This window comes from Geminocystis sp., from assembly GCF_041753295.1.
GTDB lineage: Bacteria > Cyanobacteriota > Cyanobacteriia > Cyanobacteriales > Cyanobacteriaceae > Geminocystis.
In genome coordinates, this window is sequence record NZ_JBGSUU010000098.1 from 36,397 (window position 1) to 59,797 (window position 23,401).

The window sequence follows — 23,401 nt, forward strand, 5'->3', positions numbered from 1 at the left end:
AGTAAATTTTATTTTTTAGGGAATGGGATTTGTTCATGATTAATGATGGTACTTTTAAAGAATAACTCTACCCTTTCATTACTAACTATATTGACAACACCATTTTCTCCCATCCATTTTTGAAATAATTGAGTCATTTCGGCATCTTTAACTAGATAACCTTCCATCATTCTCGCAATACTATAATTAGCAATATTTAAGAAAGCAGAATTATTTTCGGGAACAATACAACCCACTCCATAGTTCGCCAAAGAAGGTTCGGCAAAGGGAGGAAACTGCTCAAATCCATCAGGATTAACTTGTTGACGAAAACCATCTAAAAGGATGCTATCTCCTGCTAGGGCATCTATTTTCCCCTGATTTAAACTATTAGTACCTTCTTCTAAACTTTTAACATCCACTAATACAGCATTAGGATAATTTAACTTAATGGCATCTCTAACAAAGGTTTGAGGAGGAATACCAATTTTTTTGTTAGCAAAAGAAGAATCACTAGGTATTTTACCTTTCGGAATTAGTAATCGAATACCCGAAATAGTATATCTCAAAGTATAGTCCACATACTTATCTCTTTCCCATGTAAAAACAGCATTACAAGCAATATCTGCCTCTCCGCTGAGCATTTTCGGAATCGCTTCTTGAAGAGAATTGACTTCCACAAAATTTAGCTCTATTTTACGCCCTAATTCTTTTTCTAATTGTTGATGAATTAATTTGACGACATCGATAGAAAAACCCGTTAATTCGTTTTCAGGGTTGTAATAAGAATAAGGCACTGTATTAAAAGGAGTAGCCACCGTAAAAGTACCAGTTTTAGCGATATTTTCAACTACAGTACCCGCTATAGTCGGTTTTACCCCCGTTGATAGCAGTAAACCCATTAAGGAAGTGATAAAAATTTTTTTCAACATTATTTTATTTAATTTTTTAAACTATATTACCAACATTTTTTTCAAGTGTAACTGAAGATCCTATCTTAAAACAATAATAATTATTTCCTCATCCCTTCTCAGTTTTTAACATCTTGAAGATTACGAATATCTCCTTGATAGCCAAATATACTTAAAATTCGAGCAGTTTCTTCATAAGTTACGGGTTTTTGCGGTTGAAAAAGAGTTATATACCCAAATCCTCGTCTAATATTCGATTCTTCCCCATTTTGCCAATCAACATATAATTGTCTCCATGTTTGAGGTTTTATTTTTGCGGCATCTTGAAAACCCCAAGTTTCTTTAATAGTATCTAAAGTAGCGTTAGGTAATTTTTGTCGAAAATCTAAAGGTAACTTCCATATAATTAAATCTTCTCTGGTTAAAGGAGTATCGGGTTTAAAAGTAATAGCATTACTATCTTGAGTTAAAGTCGAAGGAATTAAACCAGCTTCTGCTAAACCTTGAATTATGGCAAAATCAGGATCATTCTGGGCAATATCGGTAAAAATTGGCTTACTTTGAGGATTAGCAAGACGAATTAATTTACTATTTACATCAGCATATAAAAGATTATTTACCTTAACTAACCAACGAGCATATTCTCGACGGGTAATCGGTTGATAAGGATTTAATTTTTCCGTAGAAGAAATAATATTTAATCTCACTAATTCATCAAGACTAGAAGAAGATTCATTCACATTGGTAACAGTAGAAGGTAAAGTATTATTATTCTCAGGAATAACTGGATTGGCAATAATTTCCGCTGCCGATTCATAGAAAAGAGTAAATTCCGTTTCACCATTACGAGGAGTTAAAGACAACTTAATTGATTCATTGCTGTCTGGTTTTGTGGCAATAATTAAATTATCTTCTTTTTGAGATATTGTCCATTTTTGTGCAATTAATTCTTGTTGATAATACTCTGTAATTAAGTTTAGCGGATCTGAAGATGTCCAATTTGTTTGTTTTCCGTCAACACTCACTAATTTTGCTTGAGTATAAATAGGTATCTCTTTCGGAAAATTATCAGGCAATTTAACCTCTGAAGTATTTTTAGGGGTTTCTACTGTAGGAGATACTTCCGTCTTTATTTCATCAGGGTTTTTAGGCTGAAGGGGAGCAAAACGAGATTCTAAAGCCTTATTTGTGCTACAACCATTTACCAAAACTAGCAAAACTGAAAGTAAAATATAACGTACTGAAATCATGAGCTAAATTTTCTTAAATTGTGATCAACTATTAACTATCGAAAACGAAATAACATTTATTACAAAAATCTCTTTTTTTTCCTTTTTTTACTATTACCTACAGAAATGAAAGAAGTTTAATAATTTATTTTTAAAGTAGCATTTTTTCTGTATATTGTTGTTATGTTCATAAGTCACAAAACAAATTTTCTTCTTATTCTCTCATAATTTCATGACCCATAGTTTTCTTTTAGAATCAGGCAGTTGGATTATTAAAGGTACATGGTTAGATAAAAATCAAAAATCTAGCCTTTTTAAAGGTGCTATTATTATCACTTGGGATCAATCTAACTGGTTCATTATGAAAACTAAAATTGTTTTTCTTAGTGGCGATCGCCAAGATATAACCTTTGAATATAAAGGATTTTTACCTGCCAATAAAAATCAGTATGCTTATGTATTAAAAAGAAGTGATTTTGAGAAAATAGAAGGAGAAGGTTGGTTAACCAATGATTCAATTATCAAAAGATATTGGATATTAGGAGATAATCGGCGTTTAAATGGCTTTGAAACGTATTTTTGCCTAGACGAAAATACCTACCATCTCACCAGTGGGATGATGGCGGGAAATCATCTTTTAAATACCTTAGAAGGAATTTTAGAACGTCGTGGGTAAAAAGTGAATATATAAGTCAAAATAATAATAGATAAGATTTGATATTGAAGTTAAATCATGAGTTTAGGGAAAAAAGAAAATCGGATACTAGCAAATCGTTATCAACTGATTGAGTTAATTGGCTCTGGGGCAATGGGGCAGGTATATAGAGCTGAAGATCAAGTATTAGGTGGGGTAACGGTGGCCATTAAATTCCTCTCCCAAACCTTACTTAACGATAAAATGCGTGGTCGCTTTGAAATTGAAGCAACTATAAGTGCATTGTTAGGAGAAAAAAGTATTCATATCATTCGAGTAAGAGATTATGGTATCGATGAAAATGAAATCCCTTACTATGTGATGGAGTTTTTAGAAGGGCAAAGTTTAAGCGATATTATTAAATTTCAACCCATGGCACTAAAAAGGTTTCTCTATGTTACTCGTCAGATTTGCGTAGGGATGGATGCCGCTCACAGTGGAATAATGTTACACAAAGAATTATGTCAAGTGGTACATCGAGACATTAAACCTAGTAATGTTTTGGTAATGGAAGACCCCACATTAGGAGAATTAGTCAAAATATTAGACTTTGGTATTGCCAAATTAGTACAAGCAAATGCAACTCAAACTCATTCATTTATGGGAACTTTAGCTTATTGCTCCCCCGAACAAATGGAAGGAAAAGAGTTAGATAATCGTTCAGATATTTATAGTTTAGGGGTAATGATGTACGAAATGTTAACCCTAGAAATGCCCATCTTGCCAGAAACATCATCTTTTGGTGCATGGTATAAAGCCCATCATGATTTTGAGCCTCGCCCTTTTGAAGCACATCTAAAAATACCTTCAGAATTAAAAAATATCATCATGAAGTGTATGGCGAAATCCAGAGATAAACGCCCACAAACCGTAGCTGAAATCTTAAAAGTCATCGAAGGATTAGAAAAAGAATATAAACGCAATAATCAACAAAAAACCAGTTATTCAAGTCAAGAAACCATTGTTGCGGATAAAGATAAAACAGAAGTTTCTCAAGCCAAAGTTACTCCAACTCAAAAAAAATCTGAAGTAAAACCGACTAAAGACACAAAATTAACATGGCCTAAAAATAAACCTTTACAAAAAATTGTTTTTCCTCGCATTGTTAATACAGAAACAGAAAACTACCCTAGTTTATGGGTAATGTTAGATAAACAAGATATTTTAAATCGTATAGTTAGTATTCGTTATAATCAATTTCTTTTTTTAAGTTCACCTCATCCCATGATTTTGTGGATTACAGTTATTTATAATCCCACCCATGGCCCCCGTTGGCTACCTTGTTACTTAGACTTAAAAACAGAAAGCGCAAGACAAGTAGTTTCTGCTTTATCTCAACTAGGTAGTTATAAAATTCTCTTTTTTGCTTTAGAAGAGCCTGAAAAATGTCAACATAGTATGATTTCTACCATCGCCTCTAATCAATGTACCATTATGAAAGAATGGATTAAAAACACTACTATTCCCACTCCTGAAGGGGATGCAAAAGTTAGTCGTAAAAGATTAAGAGATGAATTTGAACGATTAAAACCTCGTATTTTAGAAAAACTAGCACAAAGTTATCAATAATTAAGGTTAGAAATAATTGTCAATGATCAATTACATAAATAAAGTATGGATTTAATTTTATGTCATCAAACGGCGGATTTCGATGCTTTAGGGGCGGCAGTAGGTTTAACTAAATTACATTTAGGTGCGAAAATCATTTTAACGGGGGGCGCACATCCTTCGGTGAAAAATTTTTTAGCTTTACATCGAGATGAATTAGCTTTAATGGAGTTTCGTAGTGTTAATCCTCAAAAAATTAGAAATTTATTTATTGTGGATACTCAAAATTCTAGTCGTTTAGGAAAAGCTACAGAATGGTTAGAGCTAGAGAATATAGAGTCCATAACTATTTACGATCATCATCTTGAAAACGAAGTTAATATCAGGGCTACTTTTAAATATATCGAAAAAGTTGGTTCTAGTGCCACAATTATTTGCGAACTTTTACAAGAAAAATCTTTAACCCTAAATACCATCGAAGCCACGGTAATGGCATTAGGAATCCATGTGGATACTGGTTCACTCACTTACGAACAGACTACTTCTCGTGATGCTTTAGCCTTGGCATGGTTGATGACTCAAGGAATAAATCTTCGCACCATAGGAGAATATGTTGAACCAAGTTTAGCACCATCGTTACAGCAGTTGTTGCCCCAAGCCTTAAAGAATTTACAAACAGAAATTATTAACGGTTGTTGTGTGGGATGGATATTATTAGAAACTCCTAATTTTATGGCGGGATTGTCGAATTTAGCAGGAAGAATTAGAGATTTAACGGAAGTTGATGTTTTTTTATTAGGACATTATTATGGTTATAGTGTCAAGTCTAAACAGATTTTTTCGGAAACGGAAGAAAAGAAAAAAGGAAAATTAACGGTAATTGGGCGTAGTGGTATAGATTCGGTGAATTTAGCTTCTATTTTTACAGATTTTGGCGGAGGAGGTCATAGTAGTGCAGCTTCTTTTAATTTACGTTGTGATAATCCTCACGAAATAATTGATAATCTTTTGACTCAGATTAAAGATTTAATTCCTTTTCCTCTGGTGGCTAGAGATTTAATGTCATCTCCTGTGCGCACAATTCTTCCTCACCTTACCATCGAAAAAGCACAACGAATTTTACTCCGTTATGGGCATTCAGGGTTATTTGTGGTGACGGAAAAAGGGGAATTAGTGGGAGTAATTTCTCGCCGAGATATTGATTTAGCTTTACATCATGGCTTTTCTCATGCACCTGTAAAAGGTTATATGACGAAAAATGTCCAAAAAATTCACCCTCAAACTTCTTTTCCTGATATTCAAAGTTTAATGGTAAATAATGATATTGGTAGATTACCAGTAATGGAAAACAATGAGTTATTAGGTATTGTGACGCGCACGGATATTTTACGACATCTTCATCAATTTCGTCTCAATGATTCTCCTTCTCAAGATACTTTACCTCTACTTTCTTGTCTTTTACCTTCTTTTGAAAAACATTTACATCCCCCTATCTGGAAATTATTACAACAAGCGGCAACTTATGCACAAACTCAAGGTTGGCATCTTTATCTGGTGGGTGGTGGTGTAAGAGATTTATTATTAACCTCATCTTGCGATACTCTTTCTTTGCAGGATATTGATTTAGTGGTAGATGGTTTTCATCAATCGACAATTACTGAGGCTGGGGTAAAGTTAGCTAAATCCTTGCAAAATATTTATCCTCAAGCACGTTTAAGTATTCATGGGGAATTTCAAACTGCTGCATTATTATGGCATAAAGACGAGAATTTAGGCTCATTATGGGTAGATATTGCCACCGCGCGCACGGAATTTTATCCTTATCCTGCGGCTAATCCTGTGGTAGAATCGAGCTCAATTCGTCAAGATTTATACCGTAGAGACTTTACCATCAATGCTTTAGCTGTGCGTCTTACTCATCCTCGTGGAGGGGAATTATTAGATTTTTTTGGCGGTTTAAAAGATTTACGCTCAAATTTTATCAGAGTTTTACATCCTAATAGCTTTATAGAAGATCCTACCAGAATTTTTCGGGCAGTAAGGTTTGCTGTAAGACTAAATTTTATTATTGAATCAGAAACCAGAGAATATATTAACTATGCTATTTCTAGTGGCATATATGAAAGAGTCTCCTCAGAAAAAACCTCTATTCCAGCTTTAACTACTCGTCTCAAAGCGGAATTAAACTATATTCTTCAAGCGCAGTATTGGAAACCAGCTTTAAAATTATTGCAAGAAGTGGGCGCTTTAACTTGTTTGCACAAAAATTGTCAATTAACTCCCCAGTTATGGTGGCAAATTCGTTGTTTAGATCGTTGGTTAAGATACTATCATTTAGATGGACAAAATCCTCCCGTTACTTGTTGGTTATTACGATTAGAAATTATTTTGGCTTCTTTTATGGAAGGGGTGAAAGTAGCGGAAAATTTACAATTACCTAAAGACAGTATCCAAAGACTTAAATATTTGTCAATTAATGAGGAAAATATTAAAAATACTTTATCCACTTGTCAATCTATTAGTGAAAAGGTAAAATTCTTATCAAATTACCAACCTTTGACTCTTTTACTTGTTGCGGTAAAAAATGATAAACACATTAGAAAAACTATTTGGTGTTATTTGATGACATGGAATAAGATAAAATTCCCTTTTAATGGCAATGATTTGAGGGATTTAGGTTATAAACCTAGTCAAAAATATAAACAAATATTGACAACAGTACAGGCTTTATTTTTAGATGGTAAGATTAATAATACTCTTGAGGCAAAAGATTTTATCCTGAAAAATTATCCTCTTTGCTAATTTGATTATAATAATCCCACTTTTGGCTAGATTTTAGCTATTATTACTTGTTAGTAAAATTATTTACTTTTAAGAATTAACTAACCATTAAACACTAAAAAATTTTATTTATTATTTTTATGAAGGGGAAAATATCAAATACAGTGACTAAATCTACTCTTAAAATTAATTCTCCTAATTTAGAATTGTCTTCATCTCAGATGATAAAAAATGTTTCAATTAAGAAAAAAATAAACATGGATGACATTCCCGAAAAACAAAAACAAAAATCCTTAACAATTTTTAAACAATTAATTATCATTACCAGTATAGTATTTAGTTTTGGTGGTTTCGGATTCGGTTTTGCCTTACGTTATGGGCATCATTTAGAAATTTCTCAGTCAAATAATTCTCCTCTCAATAATATTTCTGAAAACCAGCAGTAAATAATTTTAACTACTAAAGTAAAATAGATTGTGGAGTTTAAAATTAATGAAAATAACTCATAATCTTTTTTGCCTCTCCCATTCTTCTATAAGTGCATGAGTGTCAAAGTAAACATACAATTAATCTTGGCTATTTACTTATATAGTTTATTCTCAATTTATCACTCCTTAACCATTACTATTTATCTATTGTACTCCCACTGAACGCCCTCCAGAGCCAAAAACTAAAATTTTATCTTGGGCGAAAGGTTCCCATCCTACTTCATAACCAATACTCCAAGCCTTTTCCCTCGCAACTCTAAAAGTTTCAAAACTATCAGGACGTACAATAAAAGCGATATAATTAACATCAGGATTTAATTGTTTTAAAGTGTTAATAAAGTTAGAGTTAGTCATTTTTAATTGTTTAGAATCTTCTCCTTGAGATGAAGAATTAGCTTCATATTTTAATGCCCCATCTTCAGTAAAACTAACTAAATAATCACCGTTATCATAATAAAAATTATCGAGTTTAATATTTCTAGTCTTAATACATTGCTCATAATCTTGTATTTCTTGTAGATAAAAACTGTATAAATAAGAAGGAATATCTTTGGGAATATCAGGGGTTTTACAATTAGGTAAAGTTGCTAATACTTGATTAATTTCGCTATCTAATTTAGGATCATTTAAGGAAAAAATTTTGTTATTTCTTACTTCAAAAAAAAGAGGTTGTTTGTTGGTTTGTGAGCGTAAAGGTGTCCTAATAATTGTACCTGCTTCTGCTGCTAATAAACTGACAAATAAACCAATAAACATCAATACTCCTACGGTATTTGTCAATATATCTAAAAATGAATCTAAATTTTGTCCGGGATGATTTTTTTTTCTAATTCTTCTAGGTCTCATGATATTATTAATGTTATCGTATTTTTGACTATTGAACTTTTAAAGTCCAACCTTCTTCTATGGGCTCATAACCTATATCAATTTTTTCTTTTTCAATCAAATCTCTTACTTGTTGAAAAACCTCAATTCCTTTTGGTCTAACTGCTACAATAACATATTCTTTATCTTTATTTGCTCTAATATTTGCAATAAAATTTAGTAATTTAGAATCACTGTTACTAAGTTTATTTTTGGGTATAAATTCTTGACTAGGATAGATAACAACTCCGTCTTCTTTACATTCAATATAACGAGGTTGTTTTTTTTGATTTATTCCTTTTCCGTCAGTTTTAGCAATAATTGTTACTTCTGGATTAGTATTTAATGTTTCTGTACTAATGACAATTATAAGTAAAATTAAACTCCCAATAGTACAAGCTAGAATAGATAAAAAAGGGAATAATTCCATTTCTATTTTATTTGATTTTAATTGTCTGCGCATTTTTAAAAATTAGATAATAATAGTAGTTAATAATTAATAGTTTTATTGTTCAATTTGTTCAACTAATCTGATAACTCTAGGCTTACTTAAGTCTTGTAAAGTAGGTTGTAAAAGAGTTATTTTATCTTGTACATTAACTAAAGTTTTTTGCATTTCTCCTACGTTATTTAATACCTCAACAACTTTCTCTAAACTAGATTGTAACTGATTAAGTTCGGCAATTTTAGCACTAGATTTTTCTAAAGATATAACTTTTTCTTCTAGGCTTAAAGCGGCTTTATTTAATTCATTACTAATAACTTGAGTTTTTTCATTTAAACTATTACTATTTACCTGATTATTTTCTCTCACTAAATCAACTAATTCTTTAATATTAGTAATAATAGACTGGTTTAAATCATTCTGTTGTCCAAAAGTTTGTAAAAAATTATCTCTATCTTTTAAAATTACTTGATTAATATCTTTAATATTATTTATTAATTCTAATTCTTGATGATTAATTTCCTTAAATTGTTTAATAATTTCTTCTACTAAATTTTTAGCTGCTTCTTTAGCATAAATTTCCGCAGGATTAATTAAGTCTTGAGGAGAAGGTAAAGCATCTTTTATTGGTTGAATTAACTCCTCTTTTGTCGGTAATTTATTATCAATAGCATCTGTAACAGTTTTAATTAATATTTCACTATTTAAGATAGATTTTTCTGAGTCATTTTTTTCTTTTAATCGAGGTAAAATATAATCATTAATATAAATATCAGTAGCTAGTAATAATTGTGATTCCATTTTTTCAATTAAGACTAAAGGAATCATGACAATAACACTTAACAAAAGTGCCAATAAAGTGGTATCAAAAGCAATAGCTAAACCACTGGTAACAGTGCCAATTCCCTCTTTAATTTGCTCAATTTCTGCACTATTATCTAAAAACCCTGAAAAACCATTAACGGCACTACTAATACCTAAAACTGTGCCAATAAATCCTAATAAAGGAATTGCCCAGACTAAAATTCGTGGTAAGGTATAAGAAGACTCTGACGCAGTAAGGTAAAAAGAAGCATCATCTAAGGCTAATTCTGTGACACTTTTGCGACTTCCAGAGTTAATATAAGCGCTTAAAATTCTTGCTAATCTACTCGTTACCATACTATAATTTCTGGCAAAATCTTCTTGAAGATGAATTAATTGTGCGGATTTATAATTATCAAAAGAAATTTTTTCAGGTAATCCAATCTTTTTTAAAATCTTCTCTTCTCTTTTAATTTTTAAATATTTATTAACCGTAATTATTACTACTAAAGAAGCAAAAAATACTGTTAAATATTGTGTAAATCCTCTTTGGTATAATAAAATACCGACATAAGATTCTTTGAAGGGTAAAAATAAGAGATAAATAATAATAGTTAATAGTAATGCCCCTGTCAAAACTGTAGGAAAATTAATGTCTAATTCTTGACGATTATTGTTGGATTTTTGAGCCATAATAAAGTTTAATTTATTGAGTTAGTTTTTGATATTATAAATTGTAATGATAATTTTTTTATTATAATTAAATTATGAGCTAATTATAACTTTTTTTATTTTATTTTGATATTTTCTTGATTAAATTTAATCATAATCATTAAATTATTAACTATTCTATCATTACTAATAGGTATAACTTTTTTTCCTTGTAATATTTCTTGAGTTAAAATATGATGAATTAAACTATTAACAAAAATATGAGCAATTGCTTCAGAATCTGTTAAGTTTAAATCAGGACAATCATCGAGATATTTAGTAAGAATATTCATAGCTGGTTTAGCGACATTTTCTAAAAATAATTCTCCTAATTCAGGATAACTTTTTGCTTCAGTAACGATAATATGTATAAAAGCTAAATATTGTGGATCATTAACTTCATTAATAATTCTTTGTGCTAATTCTTTTAAAACAATTTCTGGTTTTCCCTCTAAAGGTTTTGCCCAAACTAATTGAAATTTTTGGGTAGCAACTTCATAAATTAAAGCCTTAAATAAAGTCTCTTTATCTCCAAAATGACTATATAAAGTTTGTTTAGAAACTCCAGCATGATGAGCAATTTTATCCATACTTGTACCTAAATAACCATACTCTAAAAATTGAGATAAAGCACCTTTTAAAATTTGTTTCGTTTTCGCTTCTGTTTTTTTTTGTTGATAGCTTAATATCATTTTTTTAAATAATTAATATAGACAAATAATTTTGATTATTATAAATAATAGATAATTAGGGCATAATTTTTGATTTTAAATAAATGAATTATAAAATAATAATTGTCAATTATTAAAACTATAGTATATAATCATACTATACAGTCTAGTCTAACTTTTGGGAATATGGGCGAATCAACATCCTTTCTGGCAAAAAATGGTAAACAAATCGCTGTGGTTACGGGAATTTTAGGAGCTGTTATTGTTATAGTGACAGGAATATATCTAAATCAAAAATTAGGTGTCACAAATAATACTTCTCCTTCTCCGATTACCTCTAAAGTGAGGGAAAAATCTGTCACCGCTTTAGGTAGAATTGAACCTTTGGGGGAAGTTATAAAAGTAATTTCTACACCGACAATGGCTGGTGCAAAAGTTAAAACCTTATTAGTGAGACAAGGAGATAAGGTAAAAAAAGGTGATATTATTGCTATTACTACGGATTTTGATAGCAAAAAAGCTGAGTTAGAAACTGCCAAGCAAGAAGTAAAAGTTGCCCAAACTAATTTAGCAATTATACAAGCAGGAGCAAAGGAAGGTACAATCAAAGCTCAAGAATCAGCTATTGAGAGTTTAAAAGCGGAATTAAATGGCATAATTGCTACCAATAAAGCTAAAATTTCTCGATTAAATGCTCAATTATCTACGGAAAAAGCCGAAAAAGAAGCTAATATTCAAAGATTTAAGGCTGAAGTAAAAAATGCTCAATCAGAATTACAACGTTACCAAGAATTGGCACAAGATGGAGTCATTTCCGAGTCAAATTTGGAGTCAAAACAACTAACTTTTGATACTGTGACTCAAAGTTATCAAGAAGCCTTAGCAAGTTATCAAAAAACTATTTCAACGGTAACAGAAGAAATTAGAGAAGCGGAAGCCTTCACCACTCAACAGGTAAATACCCTCACCAAAAAAATTGCGGAAGGAGAGGCTAAATTAAGGGAAATTAGGGAAATTCGAGAGGTTGATGTTATCCAATCCCAAGCGCAAATAAATAAAGCCATGGCATTAGTCAAACAGGCAGACATTGAGTTAGATTTAACCCTCATTAAAGCACCTAGTGACGGCACTATTCTCGAAATTATGGCAAGGGAAGGGGAAAACGTTGATAACGCTACAGGAGTTGTGGAGATGGCGAATACCACACAAATGGTAGCAATAGCAGAAGTATATGAGAGTGATGTTAGTAAAATTAAGCTAGGACAAGAAACTACGATTAAAAGTGATAATAATAGCTTTAATGAGACTTTAAAAGGTAAAGTTATCGAAATTAGCTCAAAAATAGGTAAAAAAGACGTATTAGAAACAGATCCAGCCGCCAGTGTTGATGCTAGAGTAGTAGAAGTAAAAATTGCCATTAATCCTGAAAATAACGACATTATTAGTAATTTAATTTATGCTCAAATAATCGCTGAAATTTCTTTAAGTGATTAAATATTTTTGACTTTCTATAAATATAATAAACAATTCTTACCAATTATGAAAATACCTTTAGCTTGGCTACAATTAAGTAGAGAAAAAATCCGTTTATTAATCGCTTTAGCGGGGATTGGATTTGCCGATATTTTAATGTTTATGCAGTTAGGATTTAAGTCTGCTTTATTAAATAGTTCTGTTAGATTACATGAAAAAATCGAAGGAGATGTTTTCTTAATTAGTCCTCAATCTGATGCTTTAATAGCTATGAAAAGTTTTTCTTCTCGTCGTTTATATGAGGCTTTAGGAGTCGATGGTGTAGAGTCCATTAATCCTATTTATATTGGTTTTAGTATTTGGAAAAACCCTGAGAATAAAAATACTAGACAAATTATGGTAGTGGGTTTTAATCCGAAACAAGGAGTATTTAATTTATCGGGAGTAACGGACAATTTAGATCAATTAAAATTACCTGACGTGGTATTATTTGATCAAGAATCTCGCCCAGAATTTGGTAATATTTCTGAACTTTATTTACAAGAAAAAGAAGTTAAAACAGAAATAGATAGCAGACAAGTAAAAGTAGGTGGATTATTTACTATTGGTGCAACTTTTGGTGCGGATGGTAACTTAATTACTAGCGATTTAAACTTTTTAAGGTTATTTCCTAATCGTAATAAAGGTTTAATTGATATTGGGGTAATTAAACTTGATAAAAATGCTAATAATACCACTGTTATTAACAGTTTAAAAAATAAATTAAATGGCGGTGATGTTTTAATTTTGTCTAGGGAAGAATTTATGAATTATGAAAAGAATTATTGGGAAAGTAGCACCGCTATTGGTTTTATTTTTACCCTTGGTGCTGGTATGGGTTTAGTTGTCGGTATTGTTATTGTTTATCAAATTCTCTATACTGACGTTGCAGATCATTTACCTGAATATGCTACTTTAAAAGCTATGGGTTACGATAATTCTTATCTTTTGATTCTCGTTTTTCAAGAAGCAATTTTTCTCGCTTGTCTTGGTTTTATTCCCGGTTTTGGTGTCTCTAGTTTCCTTTATTATCAAGCAGCAAAAGCCACTGGTTTACCCATTATTATGACAAAAGATTTAGCTATATTAGTGTTTATTTTAACAGTTATTATGTGCTTTTTATCTGGGGCGATTGCCGTTAATAAATTAAAATCTGCTGATCCTGCTGACATATTTTAAGCTATAAATAAATTATCAAAAAAAGGCGATCGCTTAAAATCAATTTAATGATTGTGAGCAATCGACAAAAACAAGGTAAAATAATTAACGAAACATAATACTAACAGAACTATCCTCATGAATCCGCCAGATAGTTTCCCCTAGAAGATTAGCTACGGATAAAACTTTTAATTGGGGGAAATGATTATCAATGGGAATAGGAATAGTATTAGTAACTATAACTTCTTCAAATACATCACTAGAAAGACGAGAAACTGCTGGACCTGAAAAGACTGCATGAGTAGCACAGGCATAAATTTTATTTGCCCCTTCTTTCTTTAAAAGTCTAGCACCTTCTAATAAAGTACCCGCAGTATCAATCATATCATCAACTAAAACTGCGTTTTTACCTTTGACATCACCAATAACATTCATTACCTCCGCCACGTTATGGGCTTGACGGCGTTTATCAATAATAGCTAAAGGTGCATCATTTAATTTTTTCGCAAAAGCTCTCGCTCTAGCTACACCGCCAACATCAGGAGATACAACTACCAAGTCTTCTAAGTTTTTGTGGTGAAGATAATTTAAAATTACGGGAGAACCATAAACATGATCCAAAGGAATGTCAAAATAGCCTTGAATTTGTGCCGAGTGTAAATCCATTGCTAAAACTCGATGGGCTCCTGCTTTAGTGATGAGGTTAGCTACTAATTTGGCTGAAATCGACTCTCTACCTGCGGTTTTACGATCTGCTCTAGCATAAGAGTAATAAGGTATCACTGCGGTGATTTGCCGTGCTGACGCTCTACGACAAGCATCAATCATAATCAACAACTCCATCAGGTTATCATTGACAGGATTACAACAAGGTTGAATTAAATAAACATCACAACCTCTAATGGATTCTTGAATTTGGACGTATAACTCTCCGTCTGCAAATCTTTTACGAATCATCGGACCTAAATCCATGCCTAGATACCGTGCTACTTCCGTAGCGAGTCCTATATTGGCTGAACCGGAAAATAATCTTAAACGGTTGTGATCCGATACTTGTTGTTGCAACATCGGACTGAGTGTTAAAGTGGCAGAATTACTCACGACAAGTTCTTTAACCTCTTAATATTAAGTACTAATTTATTGATTTTTTTACCCTTTTATTACATAGGATATATTAACATTATCATTATAATCTACAATATAAGTCAACTTTTTGTGCAATTTTTTTCTAGTTGATACTCAATCATTTCTTTTATGAAAACTTTATTAATTTCTGGCACTGATACTGATGCGGGTAAAACCATCATTACCACTGCATTAAGGGCTTATTATCAGCAATATTTTTCAGGGTTAAAAGTTGGTTTAATGAAGTTACTACAAACAGGAGTAGAGGGAGATGGTGAGTTTTATCAGCAATTTTTTGATGACGTGGTGATTCCTTTACGTTTTAATGCACCCCTAGCCCCCCCCCTAGCAGCAGATTTAGAAGGAAAATTCATTGATTTAAACGTTATTTGGCAAAGTTTACTTAAGTTGCAACAAAGCCATGATTTGCTTTTAGTGGAGGCTTTAGGGGGTTTAGGCTCACCTATTACCCATGATTTAACCATTGCACAGTTAGCTGGTAATTGGCATTTAGAAACTATTTTAGTCGTTCCCGTGAAATTAGGGGCGATCGCTCATACGGTGGCGAATGTTGCTTTAGCGAAACATCACAAAGTGAAACTTAAAGGTATTGTTTTAAATTGCGTCAATCCTTGTAATGAAGAAGATATTAATAATTGGACACCAAAACAACTGATAGAATCTTTAACTCAAGTACCGATTTTAGGTTGTTTTCCTTATGTCGATAAAATTGATAATTTAGCAGATTTAGCACAAATTACCGCCCATAATTTAAACCTTTCCAAATTAAATATTAACAGGGAATAAATTAATATAAAATAATTAATGTAAACTTTAATCAGTATGGCTTTGAGTACTTTAAAAATGCAATTATTATAAATTAAAAGTTTGAATTTAACCTAATACCTGCTACCTGATACCTGACACCTTTTTTTAGACATAATTTATCACGATGAGAAGTAGTAGAGCCATAAAAAATAATTTTTCACTAAATTTGACCTTGAGAATAATTTAACTTTATATATAAAAATAATCAAATAATTCTGATTCAGAAATATATTGACAAGCCTGTTTAAATATAACCTGAGAAGTACCCATATCTAATTGTTTATGATTAGGAATAGTTAATGTTTCTTTTCCTTTCATCGTAATTCTACGGAGTTTAATATGGCTTCCTTTTTGACTATGAATTTCAAAACCAAATTTTTGCAGAATTTTAATAACATCTTTTCCTGATAATTGTTTAATTTTAGGCATATTGTATTAGCATTTCTAAATTAATTTTTAAAGATGGTTTTTCTGTTAAGCCAAATTCTGTTAAATCTTCATCTTCAAGATGTAAACTAACCGCTTCTTGAATATTTTTAATCGTTTCATCTAATGTTAATCCTTGACTGACAACGGAAATTTCTAAACATTCTGCAACATAACCTTGTGTTTCACCTGCATGAATAATGACGTTAATTGTATTTTTTAAATTAGTCATAATAATTAAAAATGAAAAAAGATTTTTTGATGTGTATTAATTACTCATAACATTAATTTTATCTTATCTGCTGTTTACTCAAGACTGAAATTGATTGATAATAGGAGATTAGCTTATTTATAATCACTCGATATTTTAAAATGCGTATCTCTTTCCATTGGTTAAAAGAATTAGTTAACATCACCATTACCCCTGAAGAATTAGCAAAAACTCTTACTATCGCTGGTTTTGAAGTGGAAGACACCGAAGACAGAAGAAGTTGGGCTGATGGTGTCGTAGTTGGTAAGGTTATAGAGTGCGATCGCCATCCCAATGCTGATAAACTAAGTGTATGTCAAGTAGATATTGGTAAAGAAATTTTATCACAGATAGTTTGTGGTGCATCTAACGTCAAAAAAGATATATTTGTACCCGTTGCCACTTTAGGGAGTTATTTACCAAAAGTTGACTTAAAACTTAAACCGACGAAGTTAAGAGGAGTTGACAGTCAAGGCATGATATGCTCATTAGCAGAGTTAGGCTTGGCGAAGGAAAGCGAAGGAATTAAAATCTTAGAAGGAGATTTCCAAGTAGGTGAGGATATTCGCCCGATTTTAGGCTTAGATGACGTTATTTTAGATGTAACCGCTACCGCAAACCGTGCCGATGCTTTAAGTATGGTGGGAATTGCGAGGGAAGTAGCCGCTTTAACGGGAAAAAGTCCTTGTCTTCCCCATGTTGAAGGAGGATTAATGGGAATTGAAACGGCTTCCTCCAACCCTTCCTATGTAGAAGAGGAATCTCAAGAAAGATTAAAATATGTTGACACGGTTTCCCCCATTGCTAAGGGGGGATTAAGGGGGGTTGACATTCAAGAAACATCAGCTTGTACGGCTTATATTGGTATAATCATTGAAAATGTGAAAATAGCACCATCTCCTCAATGGTTACAATGGCGTTTAGAATCAGCAGGAGTGCGCCCGATAAATAATATTGTGGATATAACTAACTATATTCTCTTAGAATGGGGACAACCTTTACACGCTTTTGATAGAGAAAAACTGCAAAACATTGCACAAAGTCAAGATTTAACTATCGGAGTGCGTTTTGCCACTGAAAATGAAACATTAACCACTTTAGATGGGCAAAAACGAGACTTAAAAACACAAAATTTACTTATTACTGCTAACAATCAACCTATCGCCTTAGCTGGTGTAATGGGTGGTGAAGATAGCGAAGTAGATAACAATACTCAAAATATTTTACTCGAAGGGGCGTTATTTGAGCCAGTGCCTATTCGTAGAAGTGCCAAAAGTCAAGGTATTCGCACGGAAGCCTCTACTCGTTATGAAAGAGGAGTTAATCAAGTAGAATTAGAAAAAGCCTTAAATCGTGCTATTTTTTTGATTCAAGATTTAGCCCAAGGTAACGTTACCAATCAAGTTATCGCCGATAATCGCCCCGAAAAATTAACCAATACTATCGAATTAAGACTTAATCGTATTCATCAAGTATTAGGTAAAGTAACCCTCCCTAACCCTCCCTTAAAAAGTGGGCAAATATCCCCTTCCGAAAGTGGAAAAAAAGCATTAGTAGATATTCCAAAAGAAGATGTAGAAAGAATTTTAGAGGATTTAGGTTGTCTATTAGAAGTAAAAACCCAATCTCCTTTAATCTGGCTTGTCACCGTGCCAAATTATCGCTATCGTGATTTAGAAAGAGAAATTGACTTAATTGAAGAAGTAGCTAGACTTTACGGTTATGATCATTTTATCGATACTTTACCTTCTCAATCCCAAGTAGGTTATTTATCCTCACAGGTGCAAATTCAACGACAAATCAGCGCCAATTTAAGAGGTTTAGGCTTAACAGAATTAGTACAATATTCCTTAGTTTCCCCTGAAAAAGCACAAATAAAAATTGCTAATCCCTTATTTAGTGAATATTCCGCCCTTCGCAGTAACTTAATTGATGGTTTAATTAATGCCTTTGAATATAACCAAGCCCAAGGAAATGGCTATTTGAAGGGTTTTGAAATGGGACGAGTTTTTTGGCTAGAAAATGGTGAAAAGCGTGAAGGTGACGCTCTAGGTGGCATTATAGGCGGTAATTTATATACCGATGGTATCTGGACTTTCGGCGGTAAACCACAACCCATAACATGGTATCAAGCCAAAGGTATTTTAGAGAGTTTATTTAATAATTTAAAAGCACCAATTACCTATCAAGCGGATTCCGAAGATAATCGTTTACATCCGGGACGTACTGCTAGTTTATGGTTAAATAAGACTAAAATTGGTATTTTTGGACAAATTCACCCTCAATTACGACAAGAGAAAGATTTGCCTGATAGTGTTTATGTATTTGAGTTAAAATTAGAGCCTTTAATTGCTTATTTAAGTCAAAAATACTTAAAAACTCCGACTTTTAAACCTTATTCTAGCTATCCTTCTGTTGCTCGTGATTTAGCTTTCTTTGCCTCAAGTAATCTCACTGTAGCTGAAATTACCAACGCTATGCGCAAAGCTGGAGGTAAAACTTTAGTGGATGTCACATTATTTGACGAATATAAAGGGCAAAATGTGGAAGAAAATAAACGTAGTTTAGCCTTTAATTTAGTCTATAAATCCCCTGATGGTACTCTTAAAGATAGCGATGTTGATCCTATTCATAACAAAATTCGAGATACTTTAACTAAACTATTTGCGGTGGAATTACGCAGTTAATTTAGTAAACTAACCAACACTAAAATCAAAGATTGATGGTGTGGGACTTTTTTCTTTTAGTTTGTAGTCTAAGTAATTGACAAAAGTTCCCCAACCAACATCATATATAGCTTTTGTTAAACAGTGGTGTCAGGCAGAGTAAGTCACAATACTCCTCGGTTAAGCCCTCCTGCCCCAACTTTCGGGGAGTTAAACTTGCTAGAAGTCCCCAGTATTGGGGATTTAGGGGCGGACAAAATAAATTAAGCGACTAACCAAACAGTATTGGGGTAAGTCAAACTTCTCCACCCACGCCCTTAAACGTCTCTACAAAAGTAGCAATTTTTTGGAACACACTTTGTTTCTTCGTTAAGTATTGCGGATTAAGTGGACTCATTCTAGGCAAAATTGCATTTAGCTCAGTACCATTTTCACTGGCGTATCCTCGTTTTAATGATGTAATAATATAACGTTTAGTAGCCTCTGGGTTTAGATTTTCTGAGTTAATCAATTCCTCTGCTTCCCGTTTCTGGGCAACTTGGGCAAAGCCAAAGAAAGCCTCTATAATGCTCTCTTTGTTAAGGATATTATCTAAATTAGTTTGGTTAATAAAATCCACCAATAAACTTTCCTTAGCACGGTTGCCTAGACTAGCCCGAATTAAACGGCGTGTTTCTTCTACTAATAACGCCTTATCTTTTACTTTCTTGTTATTCTCAAAAATCAACTCTAAAATGTATTCTAAATTAATCTCTTGTGATTTCAGTAAGTCCACCTCAAAAACCACATCATCCCAATCAATAGAGGAGGTAGCTTTTTCATTAGCTGACTTCTCACGGCGTAGCCAATCACGAATATCGTTATAGGTCGATCGATAATCTTGAATAGTACGCTCTGTCGGTATTTTAATCCCTTGCATTGTCGCTAAATCATCATCACTCAGGTAACACTCAGCTTTAAAGGCTTCTATAGCCTCAGTATCACCTATATCAATACCTTGTAAGGCTTTCAAGTGGGTAAACTCATCATAATTTTGCAGGACATTCTCCGTGCGTAAATATTCCCCGAATAACCTAGCAAAGTCCTTCTTATCCTTTTCTCTCACTATCTCATCAGGATTAGGGAAACGTTCCTGTAACTCTGCTACTACTGCTAAATAACCCCTGCTCACCTCACCAGTGGCTACATCGGTAAAGCCTTCCATATATTCCTGATAGCTTTTCTCTAACACCACATTCTTCGTATTCTTGTCGCCAAATAAGGTAATAGCGTCAATGGTAGCCTCCTCCAAGTTACGGAAAGTAACGATATTACCAAAGGTTTTGGTAGCGTCATAAATACGATTAGTGCGGGAGTAGGCTTGGATTAAGCCGTGATAGCGTAGGTTTTTATCGACAAATAAAGTGTTGAGAGTGGGGGCATTAAAACCTGTCAAAAACATTCCTACCACAATCAATAAATCAACTTCTTGAGTCTGTACCCGTTTAGCAAGGTCACGGTAATAATTTTGAAATCCATTACTATCAATGCCATAGTTGCTATTAAACATCTGGTTGTAGTCATCAATAACCGTCTTCAAAAACTCCTTAGCGGTGCTATCCATAGCAGTCGGTTCAAAGTTTTCATCAGGAATATCGCCTACTGCGTCTTGGGCTTCATTGGGGGCAAAGGAGAAAATAGTGGCAATCTTGAGGGGCTTATCACTATCCTTCTGTAAACGTTTAAATAAGTCATAATATAACTTAGCACTCTCTACACTACTGACGGCAAACATAGCATTAAAACCTTTACCCCCTGTCTGTAGGCGATGGGTTTTCTGTTTGAAGTTCTTTAAGATATACTGACAAATCTCTTTTAGGCGTTCAGGGTGTAGTAAGGCTTGTTTATTCTCGGCGGAGGTTAGTTTAGTCTCATCTGTTTCTGTCTCAAAGCTCTTAAAGCGTGGACGTACATCGTTATAGTCCACCTTAAACTTTAATACTTTTTCATCCCGAATGGCATCGGTAATGACGTAGGAGTGTAATTCCCGACCAAATACTGTAGCGGTGGTGTCTGCACCTAGGGCATTTTGGGGGAAGATAGGCGTACCCGTAAAACCAAATTGGTAGTACCGCTTAAACTTTTTCTTGATGTTTTTTTGGGCTTCCCCAAATTGAGAGCGGTGGGCTTCGTCAAAGATAAATACTACTTGCTTGGTGTAAATAGGTAAATCACTTTCGCCTTTAATGAGGTTGTTGAGTTTTTGGATGGTGGTAACAATAATCTTATTATCGTCTTTCTCAAGGTTACGTTTTAGCCCTGCGGTACTATCAGAGCCATTGACGCTATCAGGGGAAAACCGTTGATATTCCTTCATGGTTTGATAGTCTAAATCTTTCCTATCCACTACGAAAAACACTTTATCAATGAAGTCTAGTTCAGTTGCCAATCGCGCGGCTTTGAAGCTCGTTAGGGTTTTGCCTGAGCCTGTGGTGTGCCATATATAGCCTCCCCCCTCCGTGCTATTCCATTTCTTGGCTTGGTAGGCACTGTTTATCTTCCACAATATACGCTCAGTGGCGGCGATTTGGTAAGGACGCATTACTAATAAAGTATTACTGACATCAAATACTGAGTAATGTATTAGGACACTCAACAGGGTATTTTTTTGGAAGAAGGTGGCAGTAAAGTCTTTTAAGTCTTTGATGAGGGTATTATCTGCCCTTGCCCAATTCATGGTAAAGTCAAAGCTATTCTTATCACGCTTGGTGGTATTGGCAAAATAACGGCTATCAGTGCCATTGGAGATAACGAAAAGCTGTAGGTATTTAAACAGTGAATGGTCAATGTTAAAACTTTCTTTACTGTAGCGGTGTACTTGGTTAAAGGCTTCACGGATGGCGACACCACGTTTTTTGAGTTCTATTTGTACCAGTGGTAAACCATTGACTAAGATGGTAACATCATAGCGATTGAGTGAGCTTCCTTTCTGTTCAAACTGTCTGATAACCTGTAGTTTATTAAGGGCAATAGTCTTTTTGTCTAGTAGGTAAATGTTTTGGATATGTCCGTCATCAAAGACAAAATCATAGATGTAATCATTATGAATCTTACGGGTTTTGTCGATGTTGTTATCACTGGGTTTGTCTAGGTATTCCACCACAAACCTACCCCACTCGTTGTCTGAAAACTGGACATTGTTGAGGTTTTCCAACTGTTGACGCAGGTTAGCTAACATCTTTGTTGGGGTGATTAAGTCGCTGAGGTACTCATAACCTTGATTGACTAAATCTTGGATAAGTTCCTTTTCTAAGTCGTTTTCGCTTTGATAGTGTGAGCCTTGTTGGTCTATTTTGGTGTACTTCTCTAGGATGATGAAGCTATTGGATTCAGCTATGGTTTTAGAGTCGCTCATTTTGTCTCCTCTTTAGGGAAAGGTTAATAGTTGCTCTCGGTAATACTCATATTGTTGTTGACGTAACTTTATTTCACGGGGTAAGCCTTCGGTAATGGAGTTGGTTAGGGTATCAAATTTATCCAAGATGCTGACGATACGGGCTTGTTCGGCAAGGGAAGGGATAGGTATTTTTATTTTTGAAAGAATTGTACCTGTCGTAGTTACTCTAGTTGTAACATTACTCGTTCTGATGATTTCTGTTCTGATTTTTGTTGAAGAAAAACAATAAGCACAATACTCTGGCAATAAAAGTTTAGTTCGTGGTCTTGCTCTTAGTAAAAATCCACTGAAAACACATTTTGGAATTTCGGACAATAAAACTGTGGAATATCCAATCTCTTCTTTTGTTTCAGATGTTCTTGTGAAAAATACATCTCCAATTCTACAGTTATATCTATTGATGTCAGAATCTGAAGTTATGACTTTTCCTTGAATGTTACTCTCAAAAAGTTTCTTACTTCTATAAACATCAGTATAATTTATTATACTGTTACCGCTTCCAAAAAATTCTTTCCCTTTATTTATTCCATTTTTAAATTCAAATACTTCTCCCAGTGTCTTCCACTCTACTGCATCATCAAAGGTTAATAACTGCTCTCGGTAATATTCATATTGTTTTCTCCTTATAGTAAGTTCTGCTGTAAGCTCTGCTGTAAGCTCTGCTGTAAGCTCCGTGAAAGTGTCTAAAATACGGACTATGTGCGCTTGGACTTCTAGGGGAGGTAGGGGGATAGGGATTTTTGGCGTTGCTGAATTAAAGTATGATTTTTAGATAAGGTGATGCCGAAGGCACGCTACGCGCACGTATCTTTATTACTCTCTTAAATTATCACAGAGGCGTGCTGTGTACCAGAGCCGACGAGCGATCGCTCGTA

The 23,401-nt window shown here is 33.4% G+C and carries 19 protein-coding genes; 8 read left to right on the forward strand and 11 right to left on the reverse strand.

What is annotated here, in order from left to right; all coding sequences use genetic code 11:
- Positions 1-8 precede the first annotated feature (8 nt).
- Positions 9-911 carry an extracellular substrate binding-like orphan protein GrrP gene (gene grrP, locus ACEW8E_RS11270; protein ID WP_373480440.1) on the reverse strand — a complete coding sequence of 301 codons (903 nt, stop codon included), beginning with the start codon at positions 909-911 and terminating at the stop codon, positions 9-11.
- A 98-nt stretch (positions 912-1,009) separates the two neighbouring features.
- Positions 1,010-2,140, reverse strand: coding sequence for an S-layer protein (locus tag ACEW8E_RS11275; protein ID WP_373480441.1), 1,131 nt, complete (start codon positions 2,138-2,140; stop codon positions 1,010-1,012).
- Between the two features lie 211 nt (positions 2,141-2,351).
- Here ACEW8E_RS11275 and ACEW8E_RS11280 point away from each other — a divergent pair, with 211 nt between their 5' ends.
- The 4 genes from ACEW8E_RS11280 (at position 2,352) to ACEW8E_RS11295 (ending at position 7,588) form a co-directional block, all read left to right on the forward strand.
- Positions 2,352-2,795, forward strand: a complete 444-nt coding sequence (locus ACEW8E_RS11280) for a hypothetical protein (RefSeq protein WP_373480442.1) — start codon at positions 2,352-2,354, stop codon at positions 2,793-2,795.
- A 57-nt stretch (positions 2,796-2,852) separates the two neighbouring features.
- Positions 2,853-4,382, forward strand: coding sequence for a serine/threonine protein kinase (locus ACEW8E_RS11285; RefSeq protein WP_373480443.1), 1,530 nt, complete (start codon positions 2,853-2,855; stop codon positions 4,380-4,382).
- 45 nt (positions 4,383-4,427) lie between these two features.
- Positions 4,428-7,163 (forward strand): CBS domain-containing protein, encoded by a 2,736-nt coding sequence (locus ACEW8E_RS11290; protein WP_373480444.1) that lies wholly within the window; start codon positions 4,428-4,430, stop codon positions 7,161-7,163.
- 143 nt (positions 7,164-7,306) lie between these two features.
- The gene (locus ACEW8E_RS11295; RefSeq protein WP_373480445.1) at positions 7,307-7,588 is read left to right on the forward strand and encodes a hypothetical protein; all 282 of its coding nucleotides are present in this window, start codon (positions 7,307-7,309) and stop codon (positions 7,586-7,588) included.
- Between the two features lie 186 nt (positions 7,589-7,774).
- Here ACEW8E_RS11295 and ACEW8E_RS11300 read toward each other — a convergent pair whose 3' ends face one another.
- The 4 genes from ACEW8E_RS11300 to ACEW8E_RS11315 all read right to left on the reverse strand — a co-directional run bounded on the left by ACEW8E_RS11300 (position 7,775) and on the right by ACEW8E_RS11315 (position 11,146).
- A complete protein-coding gene (locus tag ACEW8E_RS11300) occupies positions 7,775-8,476 on the reverse strand; it encodes a hypothetical protein (RefSeq protein ID WP_373480446.1) in 702 nt (233 codons plus the stop codon).
- Positions 8,477-8,504: 28 nt separating this feature from the next.
- A complete protein-coding gene (locus ACEW8E_RS11305) occupies positions 8,505-8,957 on the reverse strand; it encodes a hypothetical protein (RefSeq protein ID WP_373480447.1) in 453 nt (150 codons plus the stop codon).
- 42 nt (positions 8,958-8,999) lie between these two features.
- The gene (locus ACEW8E_RS11310; protein WP_373480448.1) at positions 9,000-10,436 is read right to left on the reverse strand and encodes a MotA/TolQ/ExbB proton channel family protein; all 1,437 of its coding nucleotides are present in this window, start codon (positions 10,434-10,436) and stop codon (positions 9,000-9,002) included.
- Positions 10,437-10,531: 95 nt separating this feature from the next.
- Positions 10,532-11,146 (reverse strand): TetR/AcrR family transcriptional regulator, encoded by a 615-nt coding sequence (locus ACEW8E_RS11315; protein ID WP_373480449.1) that lies wholly within the window; start codon positions 11,144-11,146, stop codon positions 10,532-10,534.
- 165 nt (positions 11,147-11,311) lie between these two features.
- Here ACEW8E_RS11315 and ACEW8E_RS11320 point away from each other — a divergent pair, with 165 nt between their 5' ends.
- The gene (locus ACEW8E_RS11320; protein ID WP_373480450.1) at positions 11,312-12,619 is read left to right on the forward strand and encodes an HlyD family efflux transporter periplasmic adaptor subunit; all 1,308 of its coding nucleotides are present in this window, start codon (positions 11,312-11,314) and stop codon (positions 12,617-12,619) included.
- A gap of 45 nt (positions 12,620-12,664) precedes the next feature.
- On the forward strand, positions 12,665-13,816 hold the full coding sequence (gene devC, locus ACEW8E_RS11325) for an ABC transporter permease DevC (RefSeq protein ID WP_373480451.1): 1,152 nt from the start codon (positions 12,665-12,667) through the stop codon (positions 13,814-13,816).
- 84 nt (positions 13,817-13,900) lie between these two features.
- On the opposite strand, the gene ACEW8E_RS11330 is transcribed toward devC, so the two are convergent.
- Positions 13,901-14,896, reverse strand: coding sequence for a ribose-phosphate pyrophosphokinase (locus ACEW8E_RS11330; protein WP_373480452.1), 996 nt, complete (start codon positions 14,894-14,896; stop codon positions 13,901-13,903).
- A gap of 153 nt (positions 14,897-15,049) precedes the next feature.
- Here ACEW8E_RS11330 and bioD point away from each other — a divergent pair, with 153 nt between their 5' ends.
- Positions 15,050-15,727, forward strand: a complete 678-nt coding sequence (gene bioD, locus ACEW8E_RS11335) for a dethiobiotin synthase (RefSeq protein ID WP_373480453.1) — start codon at positions 15,050-15,052, stop codon at positions 15,725-15,727.
- A gap of 210 nt (positions 15,728-15,937) precedes the next feature.
- On the opposite strand, the gene ACEW8E_RS11340 is transcribed toward bioD, so the two are convergent.
- Positions 15,938-16,177 (reverse strand): type II toxin-antitoxin system HicA family toxin, encoded by a 240-nt coding sequence (locus tag ACEW8E_RS11340; protein WP_373480454.1) that lies wholly within the window; start codon positions 16,175-16,177, stop codon positions 15,938-15,940.
- Positions 16,170-16,406 carry a type II toxin-antitoxin system HicB family antitoxin gene (locus tag ACEW8E_RS11345; RefSeq protein WP_373480455.1) on the reverse strand — a complete coding sequence of 79 codons (237 nt, stop codon included), beginning with the start codon at positions 16,404-16,406 and terminating at the stop codon, positions 16,170-16,172. The genes ACEW8E_RS11340 and ACEW8E_RS11345 overlap by 8 nt, the downstream gene beginning before the upstream one ends.
- 140 nt (positions 16,407-16,546) lie before the next feature.
- Between ACEW8E_RS11345 and pheT the strand changes: the two genes are divergently transcribed.
- Positions 16,547-19,111 carry a phenylalanine--tRNA ligase subunit beta gene (gene pheT / locus ACEW8E_RS11350; protein ID WP_373480456.1) on the forward strand — a complete coding sequence of 855 codons (2,565 nt, stop codon included), beginning with the start codon at positions 16,547-16,549 and terminating at the stop codon, positions 19,109-19,111.
- A 274-nt stretch (positions 19,112-19,385) separates the two neighbouring features.
- Here the strand turns inward: pheT and ACEW8E_RS11355 are convergent, their stop codons facing one another.
- On the reverse strand, positions 19,386-22,484 hold the full coding sequence (locus ACEW8E_RS11355) for a type I restriction endonuclease subunit R (RefSeq protein WP_373480457.1): 3,099 nt from the start codon (positions 22,482-22,484) through the stop codon (positions 19,386-19,388).
- Between the two features lie 12 nt (positions 22,485-22,496).
- The gene (locus tag ACEW8E_RS11360; RefSeq protein ID WP_373480459.1) at positions 22,497-23,264 is read right to left on the reverse strand and encodes a restriction endonuclease subunit S; all 768 of its coding nucleotides are present in this window, start codon (positions 23,262-23,264) and stop codon (positions 22,497-22,499) included.
- Between the last annotated feature and the right edge of the window lie 137 nt (positions 23,265-23,401).